This is a genomic window from Corynebacterium sp. AOP12-C2-36 (assembly GCF_052379185.1).
Lineage (GTDB): Bacteria > Actinomycetota > Actinomycetes > Mycobacteriales > Mycobacteriaceae > Corynebacterium.
Window position 1 is genome coordinate 1 of record NZ_JBQSYJ010000032.1, and the last position, 18182, is coordinate 18182.

Here is an 18182-nt window from a genome sequence, read left to right on the forward strand (position 1 = left end):
GACACCGGACCCATGGCACGTAAGTCACGGGACAGCGCCCGGAACCCGCAGGACGCCGAGAGCGCCCTGGACGCTCAGGTCGGCGGGACGGTGCCGGACGCACCGGACGCCCAGCCCGGCCAGTCCGGCGAGGCCGGCGACGGCACCGCCGACGGCACGACCGAGGCCGGCCGCCTGGGTCGCGACGTCCTGCCCGTCGCGAAGGACGGGGACGGACGCCGCGGCCGCGGCCGCTCCGACCGCCATGGCGGCGACGGTGAGGCCGACCCGCGTCGTGCGCCTCGCGGCGAGCTCGGCGACATCGGCGTGGTCGAGGCGATGCGCATCTTCCTGCGCCGCCCGGTGCAGTTCGCCCGCAAGTTCTCCGAGAAGCTAGCCCAGCGCTGGCGCACCTCCATCCAGCTGCGGGTGATCGGCAGTGTCTTCGCCTCGTCGTTGCTGGTGATCATGGCGTTGGGTTTCGTGCTGACCAGTTTCGTCGGCCAGCAGCTGCTGGACGCCAAGTACAACGCCGCCACCGACGAGATCGACCGGGCCCGCAGCATCGTCGAGGAGCAGATCCGCAACACCGACTCGGCGTCGTCGCCGCAGTTGAGGATCAACAACGCCCGCGCCGCGCTGAGTGACCGCACCGCGGACTCGGAGCAGGGCTCCACCGGCACGGTCTACGAGCCGGTGATCATCGCCTCGGACCTGACCGGCGGGGACATCTCCAGCCCGGAGGTCAACCCGGTGCCGGAGAGCCTGCGTGACTTCGTGCGTCAGGGGCAGGTCTCGGTGCAGTACACCACCGTGGACGGTTCCGGCGGCTCCTTCAAGGCCCTGGTCATCGGCTCCCCGGTGGAGTCGGACATCCAGGGCCTGGAGCTGTACCTGGTGATGCCGCTGGACAACGAGGAGTCCACCATGGCGCTGATGCGCGGGCTCCTGCTCGCCGGTGCCGTGGTGCTCATGGTGCTGCTCGTGGTCATCGCCTGGGTGTTCTCCCAGCAGCTCACGGTGCCGGTGCGCACCGCCTCGCGCATCGCCGAGCGTTTCGCCGCCGGCCACATGCGTGAGCGTATGGCGGTCGACGGGCAGGACGAGGTGGCGCGTCTGGCGATCAGCTTCAACGAGATGGCGGAGAACCTGTCGTACCAGATCCGCCAGCTCGAGGAGTTCGGTTCGCTGCAGCAGCAGTTCACCTCGGACGTCTCACACGAGCTGCGCACCCCGTTGACCACGGTGCGTATGGCCGCGGACCTGATCCACGCGAACTCGGAGGACCTCGACCCGGTGACCCGTCGGGCCTCGGAGCTGATGAACGCCGAACTGGACCGGTTCGAGATGCTGCTCGGTGACCTGCTGGAGATCTCCCGGCACGACGCCGGTGTGGCGAACCTGTCGCGTGAGCTCATCGACGTCCGTGGCGTGGTGAAGTCCACGATGGGGCAGCTGCGTGCCCTGGCCGAGGAGGTCGGCAGCGAGATCCAGCTGGACCTGCCGGACGAGCCGGTGATGGAGGAGGTCGACTCCCGACGGGTCGAACGCATCCTGCGTAACCTGCTGGCCAACGCCATCGACCACAGCGAGGGACGTCCGGTGCGTGTCACGATGCGGGTCGGTGCGGAGTCGTTGGCGGTGACGGTGGTGGACCACGGGATGGGGCTGAAGCCCGGCGAGGCGGACCTGGTGTTCAACCGGTTCTGGCGCTCCGACCCCTCGCGTGAGCGCAAGACCGGCGGTACCGGCCTGGGGCTGGCGATCGCGAAGGAGGACGCCCAGCTGCACGGCGGACGCCTGGAGGCGACCGGCGAGCTGGGTGTGGGTGCCTGCTTCCGGCTGACCTTGCCGCGCCGTCCCGGCCAGGAGGTCCGCACCTCGCCGCTGCCGCTGGAGGTCACCGAGATGGTGGTGACGGACGTTGCCGTGGAGGCCGGAGAAGCCGGGATCGTGGACGTGGCGTCCGACGCTGCTCCCGGCGCTGCTCCCGAGGTGGAGCAGGAGGAACCGGCCCCGGCGGACCGTTTCGACTCGGTCGACGTGACGGCGGGCTCGGTGGGGTCCTCGGACGTGGACCTCAGCGCCTTCGAGGGGCTGACCGAGGAGGAGCTTCGTACGGCCCTGCAGGAGGCGGAGGACATGGACTCGGCGTTCGGCCCCGACGGTGAGGAGTCAGGTGATGACGGTGAAGACGATGCGAAGAACTGACGCGGTGCGCCAGGTGGTGGCGCTGCTGGGCACGGCGGCGTTGGCCGGCGGGCTGGTGGCGTGCACGACGTTGCCGGGGGAGTCGACGCCGGAGGCGGTGTCGTCCTACGTCTCGGCGCCGGACGCCAGCAACCTGCCCACCCCCTCGGAGGAGCAGCCGCCGGACCTGCTGCTGCGGGACTTCTACCTTGCCTCGACCTACCAGGCGAACAACCGGCAGGCGGCCAAGGAGTTCCTCACGGCCTCCGCGGCGGACGGCTGGGAGGACAGCACCTCCACGCTGATCCTCGACCGCCTGGACCTCAACGCCACCGGCGGGGTCTCCGGCGACGAGGTGACCTACGTGGTGCGTGGCACCGTCGTCGGGCGGCTGGGTTCCGGCGGCGTGTACCAGCCGGAGAACAGCCCGTACGAGGAGGAGGTGACCCTGGAGCGCGGCGACACCGGTTGGCGGCTCTCCGACCTGCCGGACGGGGTGGTGCTGGACCGCAGCGACTTCGTCGGCGCGTACCAGGCCCACGACCTCTACTACCTCGACCCCACGAAGCGTTTCCTGGTCCCGGACCGGCGGTGGATCTACAACCGTCAGGAGAACATCGGCTTCTCCCTGGTGTCCCTGCTGGCCGGCGGGCCGCGCAACCAGCTGCAGAACGCCGTGGAGACGGCGTTCCCCTCGGGTAACGGTATCCAGGCCGCCGTGGAGGAGGACGGGACGTTCACCGTGGACGTCACCGGCATCACGGACCTCTCCGTCGACGACCGGGAGGTCCTCGCCGCCCAGCTGGTCTGGACGCTGGCGAAGTCCGACGTGCGCGGTCCGTACCGGATCCTCGCCGACGGTATGTCGATCACCGACGACGGCCGGGAGGAGTGGACGCTGTCCGACGTCTCGGACTTCGACCCGGAGGCGACGGTCGACGAGCCGCTGCGCGCCCTGCGCGACGGCGCCCTGGTGGAGGTCGACGGCGACTCCGGTGTGACGTTGCCGGGGTGGACGTCCTCCGGCGAGCTGGAGTCCGCGGCGACGTGCCGGACGGACGGACGCATCGCGGCGGTCAGCGGCCGCGGCGACGGTGAGCGCTCGCTGCTCGTCGGCGACGTGGGCGGCGACCCGGTCACGGTGATGTCCGCGCGCTCGCTGTCGCGTCCGTCGTGGAGCGGCGACTCGCAGAGTCTCTACGTGGTCGCCGACGGCCGCCGCGTCCACCGGCTGGTGCCCAGCGGCTCGGGCATCCAGATGGACGAGTCCACGGTGGACACCTCCTCACTGGACTCCCTCGACATCAACGACCCGCGCATCAGCGTGTTCACCGTCTCGCGCGACGGGACCCGGACGGCGATGCTGAACAACGGCCGTCTGTTCGTCGCCGTGCTGCAGCACGACGAGGACGGGGAGATCGTGCTCGGCACGCCGATGGAGGTCGGTCAGCGCGTCGGCGACACCGCCCTGTCGGTGGAGTGGCGCGAGGACGGGACGCTGCTGGTCGGCACCCGCGCCAACGACGCCCCGGTGTGGGTCGTCACCGTCGACGGGTCCGAGGCGACGCCGTTGTCGAGCCGGAACATCACCGCGCCCGTCGTGGCGGTGGGGTCGGCCGGACGCATCCAGTACATCCTGGACTCGCGGGCGATGCTGCAGCTCGACGTCGGGGACTCCGAGGCCAGGTTCTGGCGCGAGGTGCCGGCGCTGCAGGGTGCCCGCGCCGTCCCGGTCCCGACGAAGTAGGGGGCGTATGGGGGAACTGCTGGGGGAGCTCACCGGCCTGGTGTGGCGGGAGGACTGCCTGGCCTGCGGCAGGGCGGGGACGCCCCGGGCGGTGGCCGGGGTGGCGTTGTGCCGGGTCTGCGCGCTGCAGTTGCGCGGTGAGCCGACGCGGGTGGCGGACACGGCCTCGCCGCCGGTCTTCGCCGCAGGCCCCTACGGCGGGGCGTACCGCGGGGTCGTCCTGGCGGCCAAGGAGCACCTGCGCCCGGAGGCGGTGCAGGTGGCGGGTGCGGTGCTCGCCGGCACCGTCCGGCACCTGGTCGCACGGGGGCTGGTCGCCGATCCACGTCTCGCGCCGGTGGTGCTGCTGCCGGCACCGACGACGCGCCGGGCGGCGCGTGACCGCGGCGGGTGCGTCGTCGAACGGTCCGCCGTCGTCGCCGCACGCGACCTGGGCGGGGGGACCCACGTCGTGGCCACGGCGACGCTGGCGTCCGGCACCCGCGACTCGGTGGGGCTGGGACGTGGTGAGCGGCAGGCGAACATCGCGTCCAACCTGCACATCGACGACGTCGCCGTGCGGCGCGCGGGGCGTCTGCTCAGGACACCCGGGGCGGTCGCGTGCATCGTCGACGACGTCACGACCACCGGGGCAACGGTGGCACGTTTCGCCACCGCGCTGGCCGCCCGCGGGGTGGTTCCCGCGGTGGCGGTGGTGCTTGCGCAGGCGTGAGGTGGGGGTGTCCCCGTAGCTGTCCAGCCGCTGCCCCCGTAGCTGCCCCCACGGCCCACCGCGAGCCCCGGATCGTCGGTACTATCGGGAGGGAAGATGTCGCCAGGAATGTGCTCGGTGGACAATCCGGTTCACCGGTGGCAGGCGGCTCGGAGACCGGGAGGATGAGTATGACCGTCCAGAACCAGCAGGACATCACGGCAGAGGGTGCTGCTCCGGAGGCACAGGTGGAGATCACCGGTCGTAACGTGGAGATCCCTGAGCACTTCGCCGAGCGGGTGAACGCCAAGCTCGCCAAGGTGGAACGGCTCGACCCGACTCTCACGTACTTCCATGTGGAGCTCCAGCACGAGCGCAACCCGCGTCGTACCGACGAGTCCGACCGCATCCAGATCACCGCCTCCGGCAAGGGCCACATCGCCCGTGCGGAGGCGAAGGAGGACTCGTTCTACGCCGCGTTGGACGCCGCCATCGCCAAGATGGAGAGGTCCCTGCGCAAGGTCAAGGCCCGCCGCAAGATCGCCCGGTCCGGCCACCGTGCACCGGTCTCCGTGGGCGAGGCGACGGCGGACCTGGTCCAGGAGGCGGAGCGCGAGGCCGCCACCAACCCGGGCCAGTTCGACGAGGACCCGTACGCCGAGCAGTTCCAGCCCGGTCGGGTCGTGCGTGAGAAGGAGCACCCTGCCACCCCGATCAGCGTGGACGACGCGCTCAGCGAGATGGAGCTCGTGGGACACGACTTCTACCTCTTCGTCAACGAGGAGACGGGTCGTCCGTCGGTGGTCTACCGTCGTCGGGCCTACGACTACGGTCTGATCGCCCTCAGTGACGGACCGCAGGAGTAGCGGGACGTCCTACGCGGCGGGCATCGTCGGGGTGGTTCTCCACCCCGGCGGTGCCCGCCGTCGTTCGTCCCCGTGACCGGGGCGCCGGACGGGAGCACTGTGCAAGACAGGGTGTCGGAGGTAGACTGAAAGACTGATCTCGCAGGGTGCGTCACCGCGCCCGGGCAAAAATGCCGTGCGAGTGCCTCAGGCAAGACCCCACAGGTGCAACACAAGGTAAGGGACGAGCAGCACGTGCTAGGACTTTCGAAGATTCTCCGCCTCGGTGAAGGTCGCGCCGTCAAGCGACTGTCCGCGGTCGCCGACCAGGTCATCGCCAAGGAGGACGAGTACGCCGCCCTCACGGACGAGGAACTGCAGGGTAAGACCGCTGAGTTCCGCGCCCGGCTCGAGAAGGGTGAGAGCCTCGACGACATCCTGCTGGATGCCTTCGCCACCGCGCGCGAGGCGTCCTGGCGGGTGCTGGGCCAGAAGCACTTCAAGGTCCAGGTCATGGGTGGTGCGGCCCTGCACTGGGGCTACGTCGCCGAGATGAAGACCGGTGAGGGCAAGACCCTGACCTGTGTCCTCCCCGCCTACCTCAACGGGCTGTCCGGCAAGGGCGTGCACGTGGTCACCGTGAACGACTACCTCGCCCGTCGTGACTCGGAGTGGATGGGCCGTGTCCACCGGTTCCTCGGCCTGGACACCGACGTGATCCTGTCGGGCAAGCGTCCGACGGACCGTCGCAAGGCCTACGCCGCGGACGTCACCTACGGCACGAACAACGAGTTCGGCTTCGACTACCTGCGCGACAACATGGCGCACTCGCTGGACGACCTGGTGCAGCGTGGCCACAACTACGCCATCGTGGACGAGGTCGACTCGATCCTCATCGACGAGGCACGTACCCCGCTGATCATCTCCGGTCCGGTGTCGGGTTCCTCACAGTGGTTCACCGCCTTCGCCCGGATCGTGCCGAAGATGAAGCTGGACATCCACTACGAGGTCGACCCGAAGAAGAAGACCGTGGGCGTCAAGGAGGAGGGTGTGGAGTTCGTCGAGGACCAGCTCGGCATCGACAACCTCTACTCCCCGGAGCACTCGCAGCTGGTCAGCTACCTGAACAACGCCATCAAGGCCAAGGAGCTGTTCACCCGCGACAAGGACTACATCGTGCGTAAGGGCGAGGTCGTCATCGTCGACGAGTTCACCGGCCGCATCCTCGACGGCCGCCGGTACAACGAGGGCATGCACCAGGCCATCGAGGCGAAGGAGGGTGTGGAGATCAAGAACGAGAACCAGACCCTGGCCACGGTGACCCTGCAGAACTACTTCCGCCTGTACGACAAGCTGGCCGGCATGACCGGTACGGCCGAGACCGAGGCCGCGGAGCTGAAGTCGATCTACAAGCTGGACGTGGCGGCGATCCCCACGAACAAGCCCAACCAGCGTCACGACAACATCGACCTGGTGTACAAGACGCAGGAGGCGAAGTTCGAGGCCGTGGCCGACGACATCGCCGAGCGTGTCGAGAAGGGCCAGCCGGTCCTGGTCGGCACCACCTCGGTGGAGCGTTCGGAGTACCTGTCGAAGCTGCTGCAGGCCCGGCACATCCGCCACAACGTGCTCAACGCCAAGCAGCACGAGAAGGAGGCGGAGTTCGTTGCCCAGGCGGGTCGGCTCAAGGCCGTGACCGTGGCGACGAACATGGCCGGTCGTGGTACCGACATCGTGCTCGGCGGTAACCCGGACATCATCTGCGACCTCACCCTGCGTGAGCGCGGTCTGGACCCGGTCGAGGACCCGGAGGCCTACCAGGAGGCCTGGGACGAGGAGATCGTCAAGGCCCGCGCCAAGTCGAAGGAGGAGGCCGAGAAGGTCTCCGAGGTCGGCGGTCTGTACGTGCTGGCCACCGAGCGCCACGAGTCGCGTCGTATCGACAACCAGCTGCGTGGCCGTTCGGCCCGCCAGGGTGACCCGGGCGAGACCCGGTTCTACCTGTCGATGCGCGACGACCTGATGACCCGCTTCGTGGGGCAGACCATGGAGAACCTCATGACCCGGCTGAACGTGCCGGACGACATGCCGATCGACTCGAAGATGGTCACCAACGCCATCAAGGGCGCGCAGTCGCAGGTGGAGAACTCCAACTTCGAGATGCGCAAGAACGTCCTGAAGTACGACGAGGTCCTCAACGAGCAGCGCAAGGTCATCTACCGTGAGCGCCGCCAGATCCTGGAGGGCGAGGACATCGCCTCCAACGTGCGCACCATGATGGACGACACCCTCGCCGCCTACGTCGACGGCGCGACCGCCGAGGGCTACGTGGAGGACTGGGACCTCGACGAGCTGTGGACCGCGCTGGACTCCCTCTACGGTCCGTCGGTGACCTCCACGGAGCTGATCGACGGCACGGAGTACGGTTCGGCCGGCGAGCTCACCGCATCGCAGCTGCTGCGCGCACTGCAGGAGGACGCCCACAAGCTGTACGACGAGCTGGAGGCGTCCGTCACCTCCGTCGGCGGCGACGAGCAGATGCGCGGCATGGAACGCGGCGTGGTGCTCAACGTGGTGGACCAGAAGTGGCGCGAGCACCTCTACGAGATGGACTACCTCAAGGAGGGCATCGGGCTGCGCGCCATGGCCCAGCGCGACCCGCTGGTCGAGTACCAGCGCGAGGGCGGCGACATGTTCGGCCGGATGAACGACGGCATCAAGGAGGAGACGATCCGTCAGCTCTTCCTGGTGCGCAAGCAGCTCAAGTCCAAGGAGCCGGAGCAGGCCGAGGGACCGTTGAACGTGGACGACCCGGCCGACACCCGCACCTCCCAGGAGCAGGAGCAGCAGAAGTCGGTGCCGAAGACCATCATCGGCGGCTAGTTCCTCAGGGTCAGACCATCGTGACGGTCTCGACGCGCCACCTGCCCTCGTAGCGGGCCAGGTGGCCGACGACGGCGCGCACCCGTTCGTGGTGCAGGACGCTGGCGGTGAAGGTGAGGCGCTCGGGGTGCGTCGGGGGAAGGTGCACGCTCAGCACACGTGAGGGCACGGCGGGGGAGGACGGTGCACCGGACGCCCCAGACACCCGTGCCGCAGCGGGGAGTGCCTGGCGCATCCGTCCACGCAGGTCCTCGGTGACCCGCGGGGAGAACGGTCCCTTACGTAGCGCGGAGACCGGTCGGCGACCGTCGACGACCTCGAGCCAGACGCCCACGAGCATGGCGACCCGTGCGTTGACGGCGGAACCGGGACGCCGCGACGCGGCGTCCTGCACCGGTGCCGCCTCAGACGCCGGTGCGTCCTGCGTGACCGGCACCGCGTGACGGCCCGGACGGCGCAGATACACCAACCCGGGCACGGGGACGTAGGCCGTCCTGCCGTGTGTCGGCGGTGTCGTCGCGTCGGTGTTCCCCGGTAGAGCCCCCATGCTCGACGATGATAGCGCCCGGCGTGGCACAATGTGAGGTATGCGAGCATTGATTGTGGACTACTGTGGCGTCCTCGACGGAGCGGAGGAGGACCGCCGCCGGTGGCGGAAGGTCCTCACCGCGGCCAAGGACGCGGGTTTCGGAACGGCGATCCTCTCCAACGACCCCGGTGGCCCCGGTGCGGACCCGATCCGCACGTGGCAGGAGGCCGGTTACGTCGACACCGTCGTGCTGTCCGGTGAGGTCGGCGTGGACAAGCCCGACCCGGAGATCTTCATGATCACCGCCGACCGTCTCGAGGTCGACGTCAGCGACTGCATCCTCGTCGACGACTCGATCCTCAACGTCAAGGGCGCGGTGGAGTCCGGTCTGATCGGTGTGTACTACCAGCAGTTCGACCGGGCGATCGTGGAGATCTCCGGGCTGCTCGGACTGGAAGGGACCTACTAGGATGCGCGTCTTCATCCCCGCGACCTTCGACATGCTCGGCGGCCTCGCCCGCGACGGGCAGATGCCCGTGCGCTCCGGCGTCGCCTTCGCCCTGACCCCGGCCCTGCGCGAGTACTACACCGCCGGCGACGACGAGGAGATGTCCTACGCGGCGTTCCTGGAGGCCGCCCGCGCCTCCCTGCGTCTGCTCGGCATCGGCGACGAGGAGCGTTTCCCGCACCGTCGCGTCGTGGTCTCGGTCGACCTGGAGGACGCCGCGGTGTCCCCGGAGCCGGACAAGGGTGAGTCCGTGGTCCGGTTGGACCCGTCACTGGTGTCGGTGGAGCAGCTCGCCGCCATCCACGTCGACGACGAGGGCAATGAGCCGGCGACGGCCGCGGCCATCGAGATCGTCGACGCCGCCGACCTGGGTGACGAGGACGCAGAGATCACCCTCGGCGACTGCGAGGACAACCTGATGAGCTGGTACGACGCCCGCGAGCTCGGGGTCCTCGTCGACCTGATGTAGCGACTGTCTCGCCCCTGGCGCACGGGGAAGGCCCGCCCTTCCGGAATTCTCCGGAACGGACGGGCCTTCTCTCGTCTGTCTCTAACTCAGGTCGGACTAGCGGTGCAGGTCGAAGCGGTCGGCCTCGGTGACCTTCGTCCAGGCGGCGACGAAGTCCTTGACGAACTTCTCCTTTGCGTCGTCGCTGGCGTAGACCTCGGCCTGGGCGCGCAGCTCGGAGTTCGAGGCGAACACCAGGTCGGCGCGGGTGCCGGTCCACTTCTGCTCGCCCGTGGAGGCGTCGGTGCAGGCGAAGACGGTGGAGTCGGCGTCGGTGGCGACCCAGTCGTTGCCCAGCTCCAGCAGGTTGACGAAGAAGTCGGTGCTGAGCACGCCGGGACGGTCGGTGAGCACACCGTGGTCGGTGTCACCGAAGGTCGCACCGAGGACGCGCAGGCCACCGACGAGGGCGGTCATCTGCGGGGCGGTCAGGCCCAGCAGGTCGGCCTTGTCGACGAGCAGGTGCTCGGCGGGGATGTCCAGGTCGGCGCTCTGGTAGTTGCGGAAACCGTCGGCCAGGGGCTCCAGGAAGCTGAAGTTGTGCTCGTCGGTCTGCTCCTGCGAGGCGTCGACGCGGCCCGCGTGGAAGGGCACGGTGATCTCCGCACCGGCGTCCGCGGCGGCCTTCTCGACGGCGGCGTTGCCGGCGAGCACGATCAGGTCGGCCAGGGACAGGTGGCGCGGGGCGTTGGCCTCGTTGAAGTCCTTCTGGATCTTCTCCAGGGCCTCCAGGATACCGGCGAGCTGACGGGGCTCGTTGGCCTCCCAGCTGCGCTGCGGCTCCAGGCGGATGCGGGCACCGTTGACGCCGCCACGGAAGTCCGTGCCACGGAAGGAGGACGCGGCGGCCCAGGTGGTCTTCACCAGCTGGGAGACGCTGAGTCCGGAGTCCAGCACGCTCTTCTTGATCGCCTCGGCGTCGGAGGAGGTGATCGCCTCACCCACGGCCTCGGGCAGCGGGTCCTGCCAGATGAGGTCCTCGGAGGGGACCTCCGGGCCGATGTAGCGGGACTTCGGGCCCATGTCGCGGTGGGTCAGCTTGAACCAGGCGCGGGCGAAGGCGTCGCTGAGCGCGGCCTGGTCGTCCTTGAACTTGCGGGAGACCTTCTCGTAGGCCGGGTCGACGCGCAGCGCGATGTCGGTGGTGAGCATGCGCGGCTCGCGGCGACCGTCGGAGTGCGCCATCGGGACCATGTCGGCTCCGCCGCCGTCGATGGGGCGCCAGTGGTAGTGGCCGCCCTCGCCCTCGGTGAGCTCCCACTCGTAGGCGAACAGGATGTGGAAGAACTCGTTGTCCCAGCGGGTCGGGTGGTAGGTCCAGGTGACCTCCAGGCCGGAGGTGATCTGGTCGTCGCCCTTGCCGGAGGCGTTGTGGTTCTCCCAGCCCAGGCCCTGACGCTCCAGCGGAGCCTCCTCGGGGTCGGCGCCGACGTTCTCCTCGTTGTCGGGGGCGGCACCGTGGGTCTTGCCGAAGGTGTGGCCGCCGGCGATGAGCGCCACGGTCTCCTCGTCGTCCATGCCCATGCGGCCGAAGGTGTCGCGGATGTCGTGTGCCGCGGCGGCCGGGTCCGGGTGGCCCTCGGGACCCTCCGGGTTCACGTAGATCAGGCCCATGGTGGTGGCGCCGAAGGGCTTCTGCAGCTTACGGGTGGTCTCGTTGGTGCCGCCGTAGCGGGCGTTGGTGCCCAGCCAGTCGGTCTCGGAGCCCCAGTAGACGTCCTCCGGCTCCCACACGTCCTCGCGGCCACCGCTGTAGCCGAAGGTCTCGAAGCCCATGGACTCCAGGGCGACGTTGCCGGCGAGGATCATCAGGTCGGCCCAGGAGAGGTTCTGGCCGTACTTCTTCTTCACGGGCCACAGCACGCGGCGGGCCTTGTCCAGGCCCACGTTGTCTGGCCAGCTGTTCAGGGGGGCGAAGCGCTGCTGACCGGCGCCGCCACCGCCGCGTCCGTCGTGGGAGCGGTAGGTGCCGGCGGAGTGCCAGGCCATGCGGATGATCAGCGGACCGTAGTGCCCGAAGTCGGCGGGCCACCAGTCCTCGGAGGTGGTCAGGACGTGCTCGATGTCCTTCTTCACCTCGGGGAGGTCGAGCTGCTTGAACGCCTCGGCGTAGTCGAAGCCGGCGTCGGTGGGCCGGACCTCCTGCGGGTTGTGGGCCAGCAGGCGCACGTTGAGGCGCTTGGGCCACCAGCTCTGGTTGGCGTTGCCCTCGGTGGGGAGCGGCAGACGGGCGCCGTCGGCCTCGTTACGCTCGGCCTGGGCCTCCTGCGGGGCGTGCCCGCCCTGCGGGTCCTGTCCGCCGTGGGCGACGGGGCAACCGGAAATCGGGTCAGTCATCGGTCTTCTCCTGAGTGTGGATCGGGGAGTGGGTGTTCTCGTTGTGGGTGTTCTCGGGGTCGTTCGTGCGGGCGCAGTCCATGCAGATGGCCCGGAAGGTGACCTCCGCCGACAGCACGGTGTGCATCCCGTGGCCTTCGGCGGGGGTCAGGCAGGGCGCGTGGCCGACGACGCACTCGACGTCCTCGAGCCGTCCGCACACGACGCACTGCATGTGGTGGTGGTTGTCCTCCAGGTTGGTCTCGTAGCGTGCGCCACCCGAGCCGGGCAGGTCGATGCGACGCAGGAGACCGCGTGCGCTCAGATCGTTGACGACGTTGTGGACCGACTGCATGGAGATCGAGGGGAGCTCCGTGCGGATGCCGGCGTGCACCTGGGCCGCCGTGCTGTGCGGGTGCTGCCGCAGGTACTGCAGGGAGGCGATCCGGCCCGGGGTCGCCCGGAGGCCCAGTTGTCTCACCTGCTCTGCCCAGGGTGCTGTCGTGTCTGTGCGCATGCCGCCACGCTACCGCTAATTTTGAGACTTCACAACTTTGAATAAACGAAAATAGCGGGGCATAGCCGCCGGTGCTGGCCACGGGCCTGTCACCGCCGGCCGCGATAAAATAGGGGGTTGCGGCCAGCGGAGGTCGCCGAGACCACGAATGCGCAGGAGGCTGCGATGCTACGCAAGCACGGTAAGTACGCGGACACAGGGGCGATGCAGGCCAGGGAGGCGTTGAAGATCGTCGTCGTCGGCGGATCCCTGGCCGGTCTGATGACCGGGATCTCCCTGGCACGCCAGGGCCACCACGTGACGATGCTGGAGCGGGCCGACAGGATCCGCCCCTCCGGCGCGTCCCTGCTGGTCAGGGAGGACGACCTCAGGTCGATCCTCGGGCCGGAGCAGGCGCGTGCCGCCGTGCGGATGGCGGGCCCGGTCGACGCACGCGCCCACGGTGAGGTCCCGGCCACCTGGCAGGGCCTCTACGAGGGACTCTGCCAGGTGGCCGAGGGACTGCCGACCATGGACATGCACCACCGCACCCGTGCGGTGGAGGTCGGCCAGGAGGGCGACCGGGCGTGGGCCCGCGCCGACGACGGCGAGACCTACACCGGCGACCTGCTCGTCGGCGCCGACGGTTACCGGAGCCTGGTGCGCGCCTCCGTGGCGCCCGACCGTCCGGACGCCGAGTTCGCCGGCTACGTGCTCTGGCTCGGCGTGGCCAAGGAGAGCGACCTGGACTACATGGGCCCGTGGCCGGGCGGGCTCGACATCCGCGACAGCGGCGACAACCTGCTGCTGGGCTACCCGCTGGCGAGCCCCGAGGGGTCCACCGAGCCGGGGGAGCGGCGCCTGGGCTGGGGCTGGTACGACAACTCGCGCAACCACGTGCTCCGCGAGACCGGCGCCGTGCGCGGCAACGTCACCCACCACACCCTGCGTGGGCACGACGTCGACCAGCACGTGCTCGCCGACCTCGTCCGCGAGGCCGGTCTGCGCTGGCCGCACCCGTGGCGTGCCGCGATCGAGGACTGCCTCTCGCGCACCGACTTCCTCGGCACCCCCATCAACGAGTACGTGCCGGACCGTCTGCGCAACGGACGGATGGTGATCCTCGGCGACGCCGCCCACGTGCCCACGCCGATGACCGGCCGTGGGTTCGCCACGTCCCTGGACGACGCCGCGGCGCTGGCCCGCCACATGGCCGACGCCACCGCCGCCACGCTGCCGGACACCCTGGCGTCCTACGAGAGCGAGTGGCTCGCCCCGGCCCAGGAGCTCGTGCTGTCCGGGCAGATGTTCAGCAGGTCCTTCGGCCGGCCGTAGGAGGTCGGCGAGTCACATCTCCCACTCGTTGTTGCTGCGCAGCGCGGTCAGCAGGGAGCGTACGGCGGCCACACGACGGGCGCTCGCGCCGGTCAGGGTGTCGAGCGCGCACTCGGGGTCGGCGGGCGGACCGGCGTGTGTGCAACCGCGCGGGCAGTCCTCGATGACCGCGCCGAGGTCCTCGAACACGCCGATGACCTGGTCGGGGTCCACGTGGGCCAGGCCGAAGCTGCGGATGCCGGGGGTGTCCACGATCCAGCCTGCGTCCCCGGCGTCCCCGGGGATGCGCAGCGCCACGGACTGGGTCGAGGTGTGGCGTCCCTTGCCCACGCCGGAGACCACACCGGTCTCGCGGCGGGCGTCCGGCACGATCCGGTTGACCAGGGTGGACTTGCCCACCCCGGAATGCCCGATCAGGGCGGTGAGGTGCCCGGTGACCACGTCGAGCACCGGGTCCAGGGGGTCGTCGACCCCGCCCACGATGACCTCCACGTCCAGCGCCTCGAACTCGGCGGCGAAGGCCGTGGGGTCGGCCAGGTCCGTCTTGGTCAGGCACAGCACCGGACGCAGACCGCCGACGAAGGCGGCGATCAGCGCGCGTTCCACGAACCCGGAGCGCGGCGGCGGGTCCGCCACCGCGGTGACGATGAGCAGCTGGTCGGCGTTGGCCACCACGATGCGTTCATAGGGGTCGGTGTCGTCGGCGGTGCGCCGCAGCACCGTGGAGCGCTCCTCCAGCCGGACGATGCGGGCCAGCGTCCCGTCGCGTCCGGAGGTGTCGCCGACCACGGCGACCCGGTCGCCGACGACCACGGGGGTGCGTCCCAGCTCGCGGGCGCGCATGCAGATCGCCGGCGGGGTCTCCGGCGACGCCCCGTCGACGACGACCCCCCAGCGTCCCCGGTCACGGGTCACGACCATGCCGGTCTGCGCACCCTTGTGGTCGGGCCGGTCCTTCGTCCTCGGCCGGGTGCCCTTGCCGGGGCGCACGCGGATGTCGGACTCGTCGTAGTGGCGCCTGCCGCTGGAACGTGCCATCGTCGCGCTCAGCCCTCGACCATCTGCGTCCAGCGCAGGTCGAAGTCCGGGAGCGTCTTGGCGGTGGTGGCGATGTCCTCCACGAGCACGTCGTCGGTGACCAGGCCGAGCACCGCGCCGGCGGTGGCCATGCGGTGGTCGGCGTAGGTGTGCCACACCCCGCCGGTCAACGGCTGCGGGTCGATGACCAGGCCGTCGTCGGTCTGGGTGACCCCGCAGCCCAGGGAGGACAGTTCGCGTTGCAGTGCGGCGAGCCGGTCGGTCTCGTGCCCGCGCAGGTGGGCGATGCCGTAGAGGTGGCTGCGGCCCTCCGCCAGCGCGCACAGTGCGGCGACGGTGGGGGTGAGCTCGCCGACGTCGTGCAGGTCCCAGCTGATGCCCTGCAGCGGCGTGTCCGCGTCGCCACGGACCTCCAGCACACCGGAGTGCGTGTGGTGCTCGACCTCCACGCCCATGTCCTGCAGGATCACCCGGAACTGGTCGCCGGGCTGGGAGGTCGTCGCCGGCCAGTCCGGGATGCGCACCGTGCCGCCGGTGACGGCCGCGGCGGCTAGGAACGGTGTGGCGTTGGACAGGTCGGGCTCCACCGCCCAGTGCCGTCCCGCCACCGGCCCGGGGTGCACCGTCCAGCGGTTGAACTCCGTGTCCACCCGCACCCCGGCCTCGCGCAACATCTCCACGGTCATCTCCACGTGCGGCAGGCTGGGGATCGCCGTGCCGGTGTGCACCACCGTGACCCCCTCGTCGAACCGCGCCCCGGACAGCAGCAGCCCGGAGACGAACTGGGAGGACGCCGAGGCGTCGATCTCCACCACGCCGCCGCGCAGCCCGCCGTGTCCGGAGACGCGGAAGGGCAGGGGACGTGCCGGGTCGCCGGACCCGGTCACGTCCGCACCCAGCGCCACGAGGGACTCCAGCGTGGCGCCCATCGGACGCTTCTGCGCGGCGTCGTCGGCGGTGAACAGCACCTCGCCGTCGGCCAGGGCCGCCACCGGCGGCAGGAAACGCAGGACGGTGCCCGCCAGGCCGCACGCCAGTTCGGCGCCGTGCAGCCCGCCGGGGACGACGGTGAACGTGTCACCGTCGGCGGTGACCGAGGCACCCATCGCGCGCAGGGCGTCGGCCATCAGGTCGGTGTCCCTGCTGCGCAGGGCCCCGCCGATCACGCTGGGGGCGTCCGCCAGCGCGGCGAGGACGAGGGCGCGGTTGGTGATCGACTTCGACCCGGGGACGGACACGGTCGCGGACACGGGGGAGGAGGCCACGGGAGCAGGCCACAGTTCGGCGGTCATGGGCGCCATTATCCCACGCCGCGGGGCGCAGGTGGGTGAGCGGAGGTAGTTTCGGTGTCATGTGCGGACGCTACGTGATGTTCAGTACCACCGAGACCCTGCTGGAGACCACGTCCGGCCTGCTCGGCGAACAGGTCGGGGTGGTCGGCCCGGACGGTTTCCCGCCGCAGAGCTGGAACGTGGCACCCACCCACACCGTGGGGGTGGTGCGCCGCTACGCCGGTGCCGCCACACTCGGGCCGGCGACCTGGGGCTACCGGGCACCGTGGAAGAAGGGGCTGGTGCTGTTCAACGCCCGCGGGGAGAGCGTCTTCGACAAGTCCAGCTTCCGCGGCTCCGAGCCGTGCCTGTTCGTGATGGACGGCTGGTACGAGTGGAAGGACCGGCAGCCCCACTACGTGAGTGGCGACGCGCCGCTGCTCGTCGCCGGGCTGTGCCGTCCGGGCGGGGACGGGACGCCGGACGGGACGCTGGAGGCCACGATGGTGACCACTGCATCCGCCGAGCCGGTCGCCTGGCTGCACGACCGGATGCCCCGCGTGCTCGGCGCCGACGAGTCCGTCGCCTGGCTCGACGGGGGCGACGGCGGCGACGGCGGCGACGACGAGCGGCGGGCACTGGCCGCCACCGTGGCGTCCGACGACGTCCGGGGCGTCCTGCGCACGCGCGCGGCCGACCGCGCCGTCGGCAACGTGGCGGCGAACGGGCCGGAACTCATCGCGCAGCACTAGAGTGGAGGGGAACAAGACGGACGCCGACGGCGTTGTGTCCGACAGGGTGAACGGGAAGGAGCCCATGAACAACCCAGTCAAGCGCACCGGAGACAGCGACGAGCAACTGCTCGCCCGCTTCGAGGAGGATGCGCTGCCACTGCTGGACCAGCTCTACGGTGCGGCGTTGCGGATGACCCGTAACCCCGCGGATGCCCAGGACCTGGTCCAGGACGCCTACATGAAGGCGTTCCAGGCGTTCGGTTCCTACCGGCCCGGCACCAACCTGAAGGCGTGGATGTACCGCATCCTCACCAACACCTACATCAACCAGTACCGCAAGGCGCAGCGGCGCCCCAAGGAGACCTCCGATGAGGAGGTCACCGACTGGCAGCTGGCGGATTCGGCGTCCCACGACTCGACGGGCCTGCAGTCCGCCGAGATCGAGGCCCTGCGCCGCATCCCCGACAAGAGGATCCAGGACGCCCTGATGTCCCTGTCGGACGACTACCGCATGGTCGTGTACTACGCGGACGTCGAACAACTGCCGTACAAGGAGATCGCCGAGATCATGGACACCCCGATCGGCACGGTCATGAGCCGGCTGCACCGGGGTCGACGGCAGCTGCGCGCGAAACTCAAGGACGTCGCCGACGAGCACGGTATCGGTGCGGCGAAGCATCCGGCGGGCAAGAACTGAGGAGTGTGACGAAGAATGTCCGACAACCCTGGGAACATGAGCGGCAACCCGTGCGGTGCCTCCGGGAGAAGCGAATGCGACGAGCTCATCGAGGTGCTCTACGAGTACATCGACGTGAAGAACGGTGACTGCGAGGGCGAGCATTACCGGCACGCCCGCGAGCGCCTGGAGCGGCACGTGGACGACTGTCCCTCGTGCCTCGAGGCCCTCGGCATCGAGCAGCAGGTCCGTGAGCTGCTGCGCTCGCGGTGCGGGCAGCCGGCCCCGAGCGAACTGCGGGGCAGGATCGTGACCTCGCTGCAGTCGTCGGTGACCACCTCGGTGCGTATCCACTACCGCGACTAAGGGGCGGTGCCCGCGGTGGAGGGGGACGCTGCGAGGGGCAAAGATCGAGCGTGGGTTGTTTTTACCGCCG

Annotated in this window: 16 protein-coding genes; 11 read left to right on the forward strand and 5 right to left on the reverse strand. The window is 69.9% G+C overall.

The genetic code is table 11. From position 1 onward, the window contains the following. The 5 genes from mtrB to secA form a co-directional block, all read left to right on the forward strand. A partial coding sequence (mtrB, locus tag ACT3UN_RS15460) for an MtrAB system histidine kinase MtrB (protein ID WP_444657537.1) occupies positions 1-2190 on the forward strand: 2190 nt, incomplete at its 5' end. Then, positions 2177-3916, forward strand: a complete 1740-nt coding sequence (gene lpqB, locus ACT3UN_RS15465; RefSeq protein ID WP_444657538.1) for an MtrAB system accessory lipoprotein LpqB — start codon at positions 2177-2179, stop codon at positions 3914-3916. The genes mtrB and lpqB, both read left to right, overlap by 14 nt. Before the next feature lie 7 nt (positions 3917-3923). Next, positions 3924-4628 carry a ComF family protein gene (locus ACT3UN_RS15470; RefSeq protein ID WP_441582532.1) on the forward strand — a complete coding sequence of 235 codons (705 nt, stop codon included), beginning with the start codon at positions 3924-3926 and terminating at the stop codon, positions 4626-4628. Positions 4629-4798: 170 nt separating this feature from the next. Beyond that, positions 4799-5473 carry a ribosome hibernation-promoting factor, HPF/YfiA family gene (gene hpf, locus ACT3UN_RS15475; protein ID WP_301444048.1) on the forward strand — a complete coding sequence of 225 codons (675 nt, stop codon included), beginning with the start codon at positions 4799-4801 and terminating at the stop codon, positions 5471-5473. Positions 5474-5707: 234 nt separating this feature from the next. After that, positions 5708-8335, forward strand: coding sequence for a preprotein translocase subunit SecA (secA, locus tag ACT3UN_RS15480; protein ID WP_441582533.1), 2628 nt, complete (start codon positions 5708-5710; stop codon positions 8333-8335). Positions 8336-8345: 10 nt separating this feature from the next. Here secA and ACT3UN_RS15485 read toward each other — a convergent pair whose 3' ends face one another. Next, positions 8346-8882: an Rv3235 family protein gene (locus ACT3UN_RS15485; RefSeq protein ID WP_301443952.1), complete on the reverse strand. Its 537-nt coding sequence runs from the start codon at positions 8880-8882 to the stop codon at positions 8346-8348. Between the two features lie 40 nt (positions 8883-8922). On the opposite strand from ACT3UN_RS15485, the gene ACT3UN_RS15490 reads away from it, so the two are divergent. After that, on the forward strand, positions 8923-9333 hold the full coding sequence (locus ACT3UN_RS15490; RefSeq protein ID WP_301443951.1) for an HAD family hydrolase: 411 nt from the start codon (positions 8923-8925) through the stop codon (positions 9331-9333). A gap of 1 nt (position 9334) precedes the next feature. After that, positions 9335-9841 (forward strand): DUF6912 family protein, encoded by a 507-nt coding sequence (locus ACT3UN_RS15495; RefSeq protein ID WP_441582534.1) that lies wholly within the window; start codon positions 9335-9337, stop codon positions 9839-9841. A 96-nt stretch (positions 9842-9937) separates the two neighbouring features. On the opposite strand, the gene katG is transcribed toward ACT3UN_RS15495, so the two are convergent. After that, positions 9938-12217, reverse strand: coding sequence for a catalase/peroxidase HPI (gene katG / locus ACT3UN_RS15500; protein ID WP_444657539.1), 2280 nt, complete (start codon positions 12215-12217; stop codon positions 9938-9940). Next, positions 12210-12713, reverse strand: coding sequence for a Fur family transcriptional regulator (locus tag ACT3UN_RS15505; protein WP_301443432.1), 504 nt, complete (start codon positions 12711-12713; stop codon positions 12210-12212). Before ACT3UN_RS15505 ends, katG begins: the two co-directional genes overlap by 8 nt. Before the next feature lie 165 nt (positions 12714-12878). Here ACT3UN_RS15505 and ACT3UN_RS15510 point away from each other — a divergent pair, with 165 nt between their 5' ends. Next, on the forward strand, positions 12879-14027 hold the full coding sequence (locus ACT3UN_RS15510; RefSeq protein ID WP_444657540.1) for an FAD-dependent monooxygenase: 1149 nt from the start codon (positions 12879-12881) through the stop codon (positions 14025-14027). Between the two features lie 12 nt (positions 14028-14039). Here the strand turns inward: ACT3UN_RS15510 and rsgA are convergent, their stop codons facing one another. Then, a complete protein-coding gene (gene rsgA / locus ACT3UN_RS15515; RefSeq protein WP_441582537.1) occupies positions 14040-15065 on the reverse strand; it encodes a ribosome small subunit-dependent GTPase A in 1026 nt (341 codons plus the stop codon). Positions 15066-15073: 8 nt separating this feature from the next. After that, entirely contained in the window at positions 15074-16366 is a 1293-nt protein-coding gene (gene aroA, locus ACT3UN_RS15520) for a 3-phosphoshikimate 1-carboxyvinyltransferase (protein ID WP_441582538.1), read from the reverse strand. Positions 16367-16416: 50 nt separating this feature from the next. Here aroA and ACT3UN_RS15525 point away from each other — a divergent pair, with 50 nt between their 5' ends. The 3 genes from ACT3UN_RS15525 (at position 16417) to rsrA (ending at position 18112) form a co-directional block, all read left to right on the forward strand. Further along, positions 16417-17088 carry an SOS response-associated peptidase gene (locus ACT3UN_RS15525; protein ID WP_444657541.1) on the forward strand — a complete coding sequence of 224 codons (672 nt, stop codon included), beginning with the start codon at positions 16417-16419 and terminating at the stop codon, positions 17086-17088. A 64-nt stretch (positions 17089-17152) separates the two neighbouring features. After that, on the forward strand, positions 17153-17767 hold the full coding sequence (locus tag ACT3UN_RS15530; protein WP_301443427.1) for a sigma-70 family RNA polymerase sigma factor: 615 nt from the start codon (positions 17153-17155) through the stop codon (positions 17765-17767). Positions 17768-17782: 15 nt separating this feature from the next. Next, on the forward strand, positions 17783-18112 hold the full coding sequence (gene rsrA, locus ACT3UN_RS15535) for a mycothiol system anti-sigma-R factor (RefSeq protein WP_441582540.1): 330 nt from the start codon (positions 17783-17785) through the stop codon (positions 18110-18112). The last annotated feature ends 70 nt before the right edge of the window (positions 18113-18182 follow it).